Origin of the sequence: Gracilibacillus sp. HCP3S3_G5_2 (assembly GCF_052063305.1) — a bacterium.
In the GTDB taxonomy this organism is placed as follows: domain Bacteria; phylum Bacillota; class Bacilli; order Bacillales; family Amphibacillaceae; genus Gracilibacillus.
In genome coordinates this window covers 34,796-47,471 of record NZ_JBQHXU010000004.1, presented here as the reverse complement: position 1 = coordinate 47,471, position 12,676 = coordinate 34,796, and the positions used below count along the sequence as shown (strand labels likewise).

The following is a 12,676-nucleotide window of genomic DNA, read 5'->3' as shown; positions in this document are numbered from 1 at the left end:
TATGCATACCTCACCAAAATTCAAAAAATTATACTTGGCTATTTTTTATGGAAATTTCCTTGGCGCCATCACCAATTGCCGCTACATAAAAGGTTGGTGCATAACCTGTTTTTTCACGATAGACTTTGTCAATTGCTGCTTTTACATTTTCTACTTCTGTTTTCTCCACAATTGCAATTGCACACCCACCAAACCCAGCACCTGTCATACGGGCACCGAGGACTCCCTTTTGTTGCCAAGCTGTTTCAGCAATGGTATCAAGCTCTATACCTGTGACCTCATAGTCATCACGTAAAGAAATATGGGATTGGTTAATTAATTTGCCAAACTGTTCAAGTTCACCAGTGTTTAATTTTTTCAAGGCATCAATTGTTCGGGCATTTTCATATACAGCATGTTTAGCGCGCTTCTGATTAATTTCATCTTTTATGAAAGATCGAGTTTCTTCAAATTGTTCTGGTGTTAATTCACCAAGGCTATTAATCGTTAACTCTTTTTGCAGATCAGCTAGTGCGGTTTCACATTGGCTGCGTCGTTCGTTGTATTTTGAATCAGCGAGTTCTCTTCTTTTGTTCGTATTAATGATGATAATATCATGATTTTCTAATTTAATAGGAGCATATTGATAGTTTAGCGTATCACAATCTAATAACATGGCATGATCTTCTTTTCCCATACCGATTGCAAATTGATCCATGATACCACTGTTAACCCCGATATATTGATTTTCTACTTTTTGCCCGATTTGGACCATGCGAATACGGTCAATATCCAGTTGAAAGAGATTTTCTATTAAAACGCCTGTTACTAATTCAATGGAAGCGGAGGAGGAGAGGCCTGCACCGTTTGGAATATTTCCATAGAATAACACATCAAACCCTGTATCAATGTGCCATCCTTCTTCCCGAAAGTATAAAACCATTCCTTTAGGAAAATTTGTCCAATCGTCTTCTTTTTTGTACGATAGGTCATCAAGCGTGACTTCGATTACACCTTTATCAGGGAAATTATCCGAATAAAGACGTATTAAGTTATCGTGTCGCGGTACTGCTAATGCATAAGTACCAAACGATATAGCGGCAGGGAAGACATGCCCGCCATTATAATCGGTATGTTCACCGATGAGGTTAATTCTCCCTGGTGCAAAGAATATTCTTGGTTGTTCTTTTGTCTGGAAAATATCATGGAACTTGGTAACTAACTTGGTTAAATCCATCGTTTTTATCATCCTTTGAAGTATTTTGTCGACTTAATTAATTTAATTTACTAACTATATTGTACGCGATTTCGTGATCAGATACAAGACTAAAAATGTAATTAATGTGAGAACTATAGGGGGGGTTAAATGGGAGGTGCTGTCCGCGAAATAATTGATGCTGCTCACGAGATATTCTTACTTATCTCGTGAACAGCAGTACTTATCTTGCCAATAGAGGGAAATTCTTTATTCTTACTGAAAAACATCAGAGCTATTTGCTTCTTTTACCCATTGATCTCGTGCTTTTTTCGCTGCAGCTACCATATTCTCAAGGGAATCAATTGCTTCAGCTTCGTTTCTTGTCTTCAGTCCGCAGTCTGGATTGATCCAAAATTGCTCGACGTCAATCGTCTCCAAAGCACGTTTGATGTTGGTTTCGAGCTCTTGAAGTGTGGGAATTCGTGGACTGTGAATATCATAGACGCCAAGCCCGATATCCTTCTTATAGTCATTTCTTTCAAAGGTTTTGACCATTTCGCCGTGACTTCTGGATGTTTCAATCGAGATAACATCTGCGTCTAATCTATCGATCGCTTCATAAATTGCTCCGAATTCAGAGTAGCACATATGTGTATGAATTTGTGTTTCAGGTTTTACGGTTGAGGTTGTAAGTTGAAAAGCATTAACTGCCGCGTCAAAGTAAGCTGGCCATTTTAAACGATCCAGTGGTAACCCTTCGCGCAAGGCAGGCTCATCTACTTGGATGATGCTAATGCCGGCTTTTTCAAGCGCCAATACTTCTTTTTCTAATGCTAAGGCAATTTGATCTTGTACGGTAAATCGCGGTAATTGCTCATGAACAAACGACCAGTTGAAGATAGTAACAGGTCCGGTTAACATTCCTTTTACTGGTTTATCGGTTAAGGATTGCGCATAGGCGATTTCTTTTACGGTGATCGCTCTTTCCCATTCAACATTACCAACCAATAATGGCGGTTTGACACAGCGTGAGCCATAGGATTGTACCCAGCCAAATTCGGTTACTGCAAAACCTTTTAACTTTTCTCCAAAATATTCCACCATATCTGTTCGTTCAAATTCTCCATGAACAAGCACATCTAAATCTAAATCCTCTTGAATGTGAATCCATCTTCTCGTTTCTGACTCAATAAAATCATTGTACACTTGATCAGAAATCTCACCTTTACGCCATTTCGTTCTGGTTTGTTTTACTTTGCGACTTTGTGGCAAGCTTCCTATTGTAGTAGTAGGCAATAATGGGAGCTTTAATTTCTGCTGTTGGTATTGTTTTCTTTCTGAAAAAGGGATTTCTCGTTTCACGTTTTTTCTTGCCGCTTCCGGTAGATGGCTGCGGTAATCGGATTGATTTAAATGGGTAATTGCTTGTTTACTTGCGGAAAAGGCATCCTCGACAGACTGTTTTCCTTTCTGTAAAGCGGTTGATAAGATTTGCAGCTCTGCTAATTTCTCATCGGCAAAGCTTAATCCGTCCTTCACTACCGGGTCTAATATTGTCTCCCATTCTTTCGTTATAGGCACATGCAATAAAGAACAAGAAGGTTGTACAATCAATGTTTCAACGTTTGCTAATTGTTGGATATCTTCTAACAGCTGATACTTTTCCTCTAAATTTGCCCGCCAGACATTCCGTCCATTAATAATACCCGCACCTAAAGCTTTATCAGAAGGGTAGCCAAATTTTTTGATTAAGTTGAAATGATCACCATGAACAAAGTCTAAGCCGATCCCTTTGACTGGAAGAGCTGTAATTCTGTGATAATGCTGAACAGTTTCGAAATAAGTTTGTAGGAGGATCTGAATACCTGAAACATTGTTATGAATGGTTTGATAGACCTGCTCTACAAGCTGTATTTCCTTTTCCGAAAGGTTCGTACCTAAGATAGGTTCATCTATTTGTACCCAGCTTGCGCCAGCTGTTGCCAATTCGTTAAGCACTTGTTCATATAACGGCAGTAATTTGTTAACCCAGCTCTCCAGTTCACTTTCATGATAGCCTTTAGCAAGTTTTACAAATGTAACTGGTCCGATCATGACAGGCTTCCCGTCAATATTTAATTCTTCTTTTGCTTCTTCATAATAATATAATGCCCGGTTTTCCAATAAAGCTGGTTTTGTTCCTTGTAATTCCGGTACAATATAGTGGTAATTGGTGTTAAACCATTTTGTCATTTCAGCTGCTACAGCATTTGTTTCTCCTCGGGCAATAGCGAAATAACAAGACAAATCTGTCGGATCATGATGCGTAAATCGTTCCGGTATAATGTTGAAAGAAACAGCGGTATCTAAAAGGTGATCATACAAGGAAAAATCTCCTATAGGAATGAGATCTATTCCTTGTTCTTTTTGTTTCTGTAGATTTTCTAGACGTAATTTTTTTGTTTTATCTTTAAGTGATTGGGCAGTAATCTCTCCACGCCAAAATGCTTCAATCGCTTTTTTCCATTCTCGCTTTTTCCCTATACGCGGGTATCCTAGATTACTACTAAGAATTGTTGTCATTGGATGAAAACTCCTTTTATTTTATATTTTTTTTATTAATTGTGCTTGCTGATGAACATACTTTGTTAGCTCGACTGTTATCGGGTAATGCATGAATGGTGTAATAAGATAAACGCCGTTAAAATAGTTCATAGCTGTCTGGATTAATTCTTTAGCAATTTCTTTCCCTTCTCGTAAACTATCTTCACGGTTATCATGCTGCTGCATTCTTGCTCGTACCTGATCAGATAGCTTCATGCCTGGTACTTCATGATGAAGGAATTCTGCATTCCGATGGGAGGTTAGCGGCATGATTCCAATAAAGATTGGATGATCAATGTGCTTCGTGAGTCGATGTAGTTGAATAATTTGTTCATGTTTGAAAATTGGTTGGGTTAAAAAGTAGTCGGCGCCATGCTTGATTTTCTGTTCCATTCTTTTTATTGCTTTTTCTAGGTTGGCAACATTCGGGTTTAATGCGGCAGCTACTTGAAAGCGCGTATTTGTTTTTAAAGAGTTGCCGGAAAAAGACAGACCCTGGTTGCATTGTTGTTTAATCAATCGTGTTAATTCGGTAGAGGTTACATCAAAAACAGATGACGAACCAGGAAAACCGCCAATTCGTGTCGGATCTCCTGTAATAGCCAAAATCTCATGAAAGCCTAGAGTGTGAAGACCTAGTAAATGGGACTGAAGTCCGATTAAATTGCGGTCTCGACATGTCAAATGGATAAGTGGTGCTACTTGACAACCTGCTTGCTTCATTTTTACTGCCATTGCAACATTACTAATACGTGGTGAAGCTAAGGAATTATCAGCTAATGTAATTGCATCTACCCCGACACTTTCCAGTGCAAATACGCCATCTAGAAATGCGTCTGTGTCTAAATGTTTAGGTGTATCTAATTCAACAATGACAGTGTGTCGTTTTCGAGCTTTTTCCGCTAATGTTGTTTGCAGGGGAGGTTGTGGTTTCTTAGCAGTATGAGTGAACGTAATTTGTTTAACCTTCTTTTGTTTAATCGGTTTTAACCCACTAATACCATCTTTCAAAGCTCGAATGTGTTCAGGTGTTGTACCACAGCACCCACCAATTAAACGCACACCTTGATCACGGAATTCCTTCGCACATTGTTCAAAGTAGTGGCTGTACTGGCTGTATACTAATTTTCCGTTTTGATAGGAAGGTAGACTCGCATTTGGATAGGCAGCTAAGTAAGCCTTCTCAAGAAGTGGAACGGATTCTAATGCTTTGATCATATAGTGAGGACCGAGATGACAATTTACGCCAACAACATCTGCACCAATTTCTTCTAATGCTTTTAAAGCAATGGCAAGTGGAATCCCATTTTCCATGATACCTGGCTCATGCATCGAGACATTGGCGATAATCGGTAAATCTGTTTCTTGCCTAGCAATCTTTAATACTTGTTTTATTTCTTCAAAGTCATAGTATGTTTCAAGTAATAAGCCATTGACCCCTTCCAATAACAGTGAAAATAGTTGTTCTTTAAAGCTACGGACAATGTCTTTCTTCGAAGCGACTAATTTTTGTATCCCTCTAATTCCCCCGATTGTTCCTAAAACAAATGCTTCATTTCCAGCTGCTATCTTGGCAAGTTGAACCGCCTTTGTATTTAACTCATGTACTTGGTCCTCCAAACCATAACGTGACAATTTAATATAATTGGCTCCATATGTGTTGGTTTGAATAACTTCTGCTCCGGCATCCATATAGGTTTGATGAACTTGGAGGATTTGATTAGGATGAGTAGTGTTGTAGGACTCGAAACATCGATCAACACCATGAGCGTACAGTAGAGTACCCATTGCTCCATCTGCAATCATTATTCTTTTCTGTAATGTATGGAGGAAATCCGCCATTTTTTCACCTCTTTTCCATGATAATTTTTAAACATAAAAAATCTCCGGCTATAGAAAGACGGAGATTAATTAGAATAATAAACATCTCATCTTTCAAGCACTTATTGCTTGCTGGAATTAGCACCTTGTCAGTACAGACGGTTGCTGAGGTATCATCGGGCCAGTCCCTCCACCTCTCTGGATAAGAAAAACTATTTAATTAGTAACATTCTTTAGCATTTTACAATAAAAGGAAATTTATTTCAACTACAAATTGGAAATTGATGGTATAAAACTTCACCTTGACTTGACTCTATCCCCGATTATGGTATGATGAACCTAGTTGAAAATGATTATCAATAAGAAAGAAGGCGTGTTCATGAATTTACAACAACTTATTATAGAACGTCGCTCAATATCTGCATATCAGGATAAAGAGGTACGAGTAGATTTAATAGAAGAATTGCTTGAAACAGCTATATGGGTGCCAAATCATAAAATGACAGAACCATGGCGTTTTGTTTTTATACAAGGTGAAGCAAAAGAAAAATTGGCGGAAATCAACCGTCAAGTCGCCCTTTCCAAAACGAACAGCAATTCAGACGAAGAATTAAAAATAGTAAGTGATAATGCCTACCACAAAATAATGAATGTGCCGTTTATCTTTTTTGTTATTAATAGCTTGCACCCACAGGAAAAATTAAGAGAAGAGGATTATGCTTCTTCCAGTTGTTTAATTCAGAACTTCAGTTTACTGGCATGGGAAAAAGGGTTAAGTGTTTTTTGGAAGACAGGAAAGCTTGCTTTCTGTCAAGAAACTGCAGAATTGATCGGCTTACAAGAGAATGAAAGAGTAGTAGGACAAATACAGGTAGGCTACCCAGCCAAAAACCTATCTCCAATTCCAAGAAGATCAGCTAAAGAAAGAATCACCGTTATAGAGTAAACGCATCGGACTGCTTGAATCCCGATGCGTTTTTTTGCTGTAAAGAACAGAACAGATAAACGGTGCAATTAGAACATATTTCCAATGTTACAAAAATGATTGTCATTTTCCTATAAGGAATACTACCGGTACCCCTTAGCATCTGCAGGCTTGATTGTACTCTGAGGGGCTCATCCGTGTTGTACGGCCAGTCACGTAGACGGTTGCTCCTGCTGCTCCTAACTCAATTGCGATGCCTCTGCCTGCGCCTCGGGTTCCTCCAGCAACTAACGCTACTTTCCCTGATAAAGATTTCATCATTAGCTACCTCTCTTCCTCTAATGGTCGATTTCATCATAGTGCTAACTCTTCTTTAAATTTAAGTAGTAGTCCTTTGTACTTTTATCAAACTTCTCTATAGCGTATCTTAATGTGACTCTAGACATGGTGCGAGCGTGCTTATTCAGGAAAGATTTTAGCTTGTCTTCGTCTTTTTTACCTGCTTCACGAATGAAACTGCCAACTGCCTTATTGATCAATTCCTCCGGATCGTTTACTAGTATTTCAGCGATGGCAAAGGTGTCCTCGAGGTTTCCTTTTTTGATAAAGCTATAGGTACTTACAATCGCTGTTCTTCGCTCCCAAATATTAGAGGAGTGTGCCATCTCGTACAGCTTATCCTTTGGTTTATCGAGCAAATAGTTTCCAACGACAGAAGGAGCGGCACGATCGACGAAGTCCCAGTTGTTGATTCGATCATGCCTTCCAACGTAAAGTTCGTATAATGCTTGTCTATGGTCGTCGGGGAGTTTCTTCGTCTTAGCCTGAAAATCCATAATGCTCACGGCACCCATTCTCACTTCATAATAATCACTTTCCAAAAGCAACTCGATTTCTTTTAAAGGCATATTCATAAATTGTTTTGCAATTTGGAATACAGTACGCATGTTTAGACCTAAGGCCTTCGTGTTTTTATCAGAACCTTTAAAAAACTTCTTCATTTTTTCGATTTCCGCTTCGTTTTGGTGTTGCTGTAACGCATGTATAAAGCGTTCAGCAGTATGATTGTCCATGATTTCAAAACTCCTTTCGGTTGGTGAATAGTAGTATAGCATATTAACGATCTCCATATTTCTTTTAGGTTGCTGTAAATCAGGAAATCCTTCTTTAAAATAAATGTGGACAATGATCCATCAACTGCTGCTTGATTTGCTCAGGTTGGTCCGTTTCCACAACAATACACTCGTACAAAGACGAAGGAGCCAATTCGAGGATCACTATCGAATGTCGTTTCGAGTAAGTCATGAATGTCGGTTTTCCGTTATGAAAGAAGCGTCCTGTCCGGTAAAGGTTAGTGAGACACTCCATCTGGAACTGCTGTGACGCGCTCTTGGGTCGATCCAACCCGTACAGTAGGAACTGCTCTGTCGACATCAAGTCGAGCCCACGGAAAGCGAAGTATTCTGCCAAAGCGTATTATACCACTTACCAAAAAATAGAATGGAAGAAGGCTATACTAATGAGATTTTTCATAGTTCGCTGTATCTATCTACTGCCAACCAGATCATTAGAATGGACAAGTGATTGGTGTGGGTAGGGTAAATCTATCGATTAAACCAAAAAAAAGCCGATGAAATATTTCATCGGCCAAAAGAAAAAGGGGCTATCATTTTGAGAAAGCAATCTTTGCAGCATTGCTCAATTTGAAACACTTATAATATAACAAATAAATGAAAAGATGGTGTTAAAGCTTAGTTAAGATTATGTAAACTTTTTCCTGATTCTATTAGAGAACGTTATAATGTTAGATAAATAGAGTTTAGGAGGGTCAATATGAAGAGAGTTTCGATTTGTGTAACTAGTGATGTACACGGTTATATCATGCCGACGAATTATCGTAACGATCAGGAAGTTCCTATAGGGTTAGCAAAAACGGCGACTATTATAAAAAAAATTCAGGAGAAAACCGATACCATCCTAATTGATAACGGCGATTTTATACAAGGAAGTCCCTTTACCTATTACTTTGCCAAAAAGCAACCTGATCAACCAAGTCCAGTGATAAAGGTTGCCAATCAATTAAACTATGACCTTGCCGTTATAGGGAATCATGAGTTTAATTATGGAATGGACTACTTGCGAAAAACAATCAAAGCCGCTAATTTTCCTTGGCTATCTGCTAACATCATCGATAAAAGAACAAAGGAGCCTTTTTTAGGAAAACCTTACCTAATAAAAGAAATCGCAGGCATACGATTTGCGATTTTAGGGCTAACTACACACTACATACCGAATTGGGAGGATCCGAACCATATTGCAAATCTTTATTTTGAAGATGCTTGCCAGTCAGCAAAACAATGGGTAGCAAAAATTCGTGAAACCGAAACGCCTGATGTGATGGTTGTTAGTTATCATGGTGGATTAGAGCGTGACCCTGTAACAGGCGAACCAACGGAAGATATCACAGGTGAAAATCAGGGTTATCAAATCTGCCAAGAAGTAGAAGGTATCGATATTTTAATTACTGGTCATCAACACCGCTATTTAACGGAAAAAATTAACGGTGTAACCGTTGTGCAAGCAGGTAACAATGGCCAAGCAATTGCGGAAATAGCATTAATGTTTGATCAATCGATTCAATCTATTACTGCTACTTTACATTATGTAGATGAGCAGACTCTAGTAGATCAGCAAGTGGCAACTAGTATAAGAGAGGACGAAAGAGCTGTACAAGCCTTTTTAGATCAAACTATCACGACTGTAAAAGGTGATATGGTGATAAGTGACCCAATGGACGTCCGCTTACATGGTCATCCTTTTATCAACTATATCAACCAATTGCAGCTAAATGTATCTCAAGCAGATATTTCCTGCACGGCATTATTTCACGATCAGTCACCAGGGTTTCCTAAGCACGTAACAATGAGAGATATTGTAGCTAATTATATTTATCCTAATACACTCAAGGTTCTTACACTCACCGGAAGTGATATAAAAGAAGCGTTAGAAAAATCGGCCAGTTATTTTCAAGTGAAAAATAATCAGATCGTTATTAATCCAACTTATTTGAAGCCGAAACCTCAACCTTATAACTATGATATGTGGCAAGGAATTTACTATGAAGTGAACCTATCGAATCCACTTGGTCAACGAGTAATTACGTTGGAATATCAAGGCGAACCACTAGATGTAAGACAAGAATTTCACGTAGTCATGAATAATTATCGTGCTAGTGGTGGTGGGGACTATCATATGTTTAAAAAGAAAGAAGTAGTGAAAGATATACCAATAGATATGACAGAATTGATTGCTAATGACCTACTGAAAAGAGAAGAACTGATTCCAGATACAAGTAGCTACTTTCGTATATTTACATAATGATAGATTTAAAAATTAGTATAAAAATAGAAAATATTACGAAATAGACGTATAAAACGCATCATTATTGCCCCATAATGACAAATGTGACAAGCAATTGTAAAATCGTAAACTTTGTTACAGACTCTTAAATTAGCTGTAACCACAAAGTATATTCACTATGATATAGTGGTGCTTGTCAACATTGAAAGGAGGCAACAATGATGCGAAGATTTTTAGTGTCAGTAGGTTTTGTTGCAACTAGTTTTTTGGTTGTACTACCAATTTCAGCAGCAGAATATGAAGTAGAAAAAGGAGATAGTTTGTGGGCAATTGCACAAGAACATAGTACAACAGTTGAAGATTTAAAGGAGATTAACAATCTAGATTCAGACTTGATTTTTCCAAAACAAATGTTAGAGATAGATAGAGAAATTACTTATAATGTAGAAAAAGGAGATACATTAAGCGAAATCGCTTTGGACAACAGCGTAACAGTTAGCGATTTGAAAGAATGGAATAACCTCGAGACTGATTTAATTATTATTGGGGAAAAATTAACAATTAAAGTAGACGAGGCAAAGTCTGAAGCGAATCAAACAGAGGAAGAAGTACAGCAAGAAAATAACATTGAAGAAACACCAGAAGCCTCTGAGCCTGTAGTGGAAACACAGGCTGATGCATCTGATGCGTCTGAAGAAGAAACAGCTGATAGCGAAGAATCCTCTGAGCAAAGTGGTGAAACCATTTCGATGACAGCAACGGCATACACAGCAGAATGTGATGGTTGTTCAGGCGTAACTGCTACAGGAATTGACCTGTTGGAAAACCGTAATATGAAAGTTATTGCGGTAGATCCTAGTGTTATTCCACTAGGAACTAGAGTACATGTGGAAGGTTACGGAGAAGCAATCGCAGCTGACACTGGTGGAGCAATCAAAGGGAACAAAATTGATATTCACGTTCCTACAAAAGATGAAGCCTACGACTGGGGCGTCCGTACTGTCGACGTCACTATATTAGACTAGTAAAGTCATCAGAAAACTCTCTCGTATTACTACGAGAGAGTTTTTTTGTACTAAGACAAGAACGTATAAAATTTGGGTAAATGATGAGCGCCCGGAAACTATTGACTTCACGAATTGCCCTACGATAAGTCATCATCGTTCGTACCTTAGCCGAGAGACAGCTATCATGGCTATAATAAAGCTTAGTATATGAATTGAACCCCATTTGTCAACACCAAAACGACCAAAATGGATGATGAAGTTGGAAGAATTTGCTGATCTATTCCGATTTAGTCGAATCCATGCCATGATTATGGGTAATTGTTATCTCATAAGACATTAAAACAAATAAAATCAAAAACAATTAAAAAAAATCACAGATTAAGAGTTGCTATTTCAGAGTAAATATCTTATAATTTTAACAACGTTGTTATTAAAGCGATTACAAAATAACATTGGGAGTGTTCAGAGTGAAGAAAAAATATGTATTAGTTGGAACCGGTGGTCGTGCAGAGTTTTTCTATGGGGCAATGGTGCGTGATTTTCAGGAAACATGTGAACTAGTAGCTTTTTGTGATACCAATCAAACACGTTTGAATTATGCTAACAAACTATTAAAAGACAAATATGGAGTCTCAGAAATTAATACGTATCAAGCAGATCGGTTTGATGAAATGGTAGAAACGGAAAAACCAGACATTGTGATTGTAACGTCCATGGACAGAACACACCATCGTTACATTATACGTGCAATGGAATTAGGCTGCGATGTCATTACGGAAAAACCAATGACGGTTGATGCCGAAAAAACACAAGCGATTATTGATGCAATTGAACGCACAGGTCAAAATGTTCGCGTCACATTTAATTACCGTTATGCACCACATAATACGAAGATCCGTGAGTTAATTCGTGATGGAGTAATTGGTCAAGTTAATTCGGTTCACTTTGAGTGGGCTTTGGATACACAGCATGGAGCGGATTATTTCCGTCGTTGGCATCGTGATAAACGTAATAGTGGCGGGTTACTCGTTCATAAGTCAACACATCATTTTGATCTAGTTAATTTCTGGCTCAATACGGAACCAGATGTCGTGTATGCAACAGGTGGACTTCGTTTTTACGGAAAAGAAAATGCGGAAGAACGTGGTGTGACGAAATTCTATGAACGAGCACATGGCAGTGAGTATGCTAAAGATGATCCATTTGCAATTGATTTAGAATCTAATGAACATTTGAAATCGATGTATTTAGATGCTGAAAAAGAAGACGGATATCACCGTGATCAGAGTGTGTTTGGTGATGGAATTAACATTGAAGACACATTAGGCGTAAATGTGACGTATAAAAACAAAGCGATTCTAACTTATTCCTTAAATGCATACTTACCGTGGGAAGGCTTCCAGATTGCCTTTAATGGTACAGGTGGACGAATTGAAGTACAAGTACGTGAGCAATCTTATATTAATTCAGGTGGTAACAAGAGTGATGAAGGAAAACTAAGCGGTAAATTAATCCGAGTGTTACCGATGTTTGGTGAACCATACGAAGTAGAAGTGGAAGAGAAAGAAGGTGGCCACGGTGGTGGTGATCCGGAATTATTAAATGACTTATTTGGCGTACCGAAAGAGGATGAATTTAACCGTGCTGCATCACATATTGATGGTGCCATTTCGATTTTAACTGGAATTGCCGGAAATAAATCATTAGCAACAGGGCAAGCAGTAAAAGTGGATGACCTGGTAGATTTGAAAAGAAACGAATAGATAAAAGGCTGTTGACAATGTCTGGTCAACAGCCTTTTAT

Annotated in this window: 8 protein-coding genes, 1 pseudogene and 1 riboswitch; of the genes and pseudogenes, 4 read left to right on the top strand and 5 right to left on the bottom strand. The window is 38.3% G+C overall.

Features of this window, described 5'->3' with window-relative positions; genetic code table 11:
- Positions 1-28 precede the first annotated feature (28 nt).
- The 3 genes from ACTNEP_RS07360 to ACTNEP_RS07350 form a co-directional block, all read right to left on the bottom strand.
- Positions 29-1,216, bottom strand: coding sequence for a galactokinase (locus tag ACTNEP_RS07360; RefSeq protein WP_441161165.1), 1,188 nt, complete (start codon positions 1,214-1,216; stop codon positions 29-31).
- 234 nt (positions 1,217-1,450) lie between these two features.
- Positions 1,451-3,739 carry a 5-methyltetrahydropteroyltriglutamate--homocysteine S-methyltransferase gene (metE, locus tag ACTNEP_RS07355; protein ID WP_441161164.1) on the bottom strand — a complete coding sequence of 763 codons (2,289 nt, stop codon included), beginning with the start codon at positions 3,737-3,739 and terminating at the stop codon, positions 1,451-1,453.
- A 21-nt stretch (positions 3,740-3,760) separates the two neighbouring features.
- Positions 3,761-5,602, bottom strand: a complete 1,842-nt coding sequence (locus ACTNEP_RS07350; RefSeq protein WP_441161163.1) for a bifunctional homocysteine S-methyltransferase/methylenetetrahydrofolate reductase — start codon at positions 5,600-5,602, stop codon at positions 3,761-3,763.
- A gap of 83 nt (positions 5,603-5,685) precedes the next feature.
- Positions 5,686-5,790, bottom strand: a riboswitch (SAM riboswitch).
- A 170-nt stretch (positions 5,791-5,960) separates the two neighbouring features.
- Here ACTNEP_RS07350 and ACTNEP_RS07345 point away from each other — a divergent pair.
- Complete coding sequence (locus tag ACTNEP_RS07345; RefSeq protein ID WP_441161162.1) at positions 5,961-6,527, top strand: nitroreductase family protein; 567 nt, start codon at positions 5,961-5,963, stop codon at positions 6,525-6,527.
- A 150-nt stretch (positions 6,528-6,677) separates the two neighbouring features.
- On the opposite strand, the pseudogene ACTNEP_RS07340 reads toward ACTNEP_RS07345, so the two are convergent.
- Both ACTNEP_RS07340 and ACTNEP_RS07335 read right to left on the bottom strand, forming a co-directional pair.
- Positions 6,678-6,824, bottom strand: a pseudogene (locus tag ACTNEP_RS07340) (short-chain dehydrogenase); the annotation flags it as partial.
- Positions 6,825-6,868: 44 nt separating this feature from the next.
- Complete coding sequence (locus ACTNEP_RS07335; protein WP_441161161.1) at positions 6,869-7,579, bottom strand: DNA alkylation repair protein; 711 nt, start codon at positions 7,577-7,579, stop codon at positions 6,869-6,871.
- Positions 7,580-8,339: 760 nt separating this feature from the next.
- On the opposite strand from ACTNEP_RS07335, the gene ACTNEP_RS07330 reads away from it, so the two are divergent.
- The 3 genes from ACTNEP_RS07330 (at position 8,340) to ACTNEP_RS07320 (ending at position 12,636) form a co-directional block, all read left to right on the top strand.
- The gene (locus ACTNEP_RS07330) at positions 8,340-9,884 is read left to right on the top strand and encodes a bifunctional metallophosphatase/5'-nucleotidase (protein WP_441161160.1); all 1,545 of its coding nucleotides are present in this window, start codon (positions 8,340-8,342) and stop codon (positions 9,882-9,884) included.
- Between the two features lie 203 nt (positions 9,885-10,087).
- A complete protein-coding gene (locus ACTNEP_RS07325) occupies positions 10,088-10,891 on the top strand; it encodes a LysM peptidoglycan-binding domain-containing protein (protein ID WP_441161159.1) in 804 nt (267 codons plus the stop codon).
- Between the two features lie 449 nt (positions 10,892-11,340).
- Positions 11,341-12,636 (top strand): Gfo/Idh/MocA family protein, encoded by a 1,296-nt coding sequence (locus ACTNEP_RS07320; RefSeq protein WP_441161158.1) that lies wholly within the window; start codon positions 11,341-11,343, stop codon positions 12,634-12,636.
- Positions 12,637-12,676: the final 40 nt, after the last annotated feature.

Coding starts and splice junctions, on each gene's coding strand:
- ACTNEP_RS07335 (WP_441161161.1), bottom strand. CDS start 7,579: ATGGACAATCATACTGCTGAACGCTTTATACATGCGTTACAGCAACAC.
- ACTNEP_RS07345 (WP_441161162.1), top strand. CDS start 5,961: ATGAATTTACAACAACTTATTATAGAACGTCGCTCAATATCTGCATAT.
- ACTNEP_RS07350 (WP_441161163.1), bottom strand. CDS start 5,602: ATGGCGGATTTCCTCCATACATTACAGAAAAGAATAATGATTGCAGAT.
- ACTNEP_RS07325 (WP_441161159.1), top strand. CDS start 10,088: ATGCGAAGATTTTTAGTGTCAGTAGGTTTTGTTGCAACTAGTTTTTTG.
- metE (WP_441161164.1), bottom strand. CDS start 3,739: ATGACAACAATTCTTAGTAGTAATCTAGGATACCCGCGTATAGGGAAA.
- ACTNEP_RS07360 (WP_441161165.1), bottom strand. CDS start 1,216: ATGGATTTAACCAAGTTAGTTACCAAGTTCCATGATATTTTCCAGACA.
- ACTNEP_RS07330 (WP_441161160.1), top strand. CDS start 8,340: ATGAAGAGAGTTTCGATTTGTGTAACTAGTGATGTACACGGTTATATC.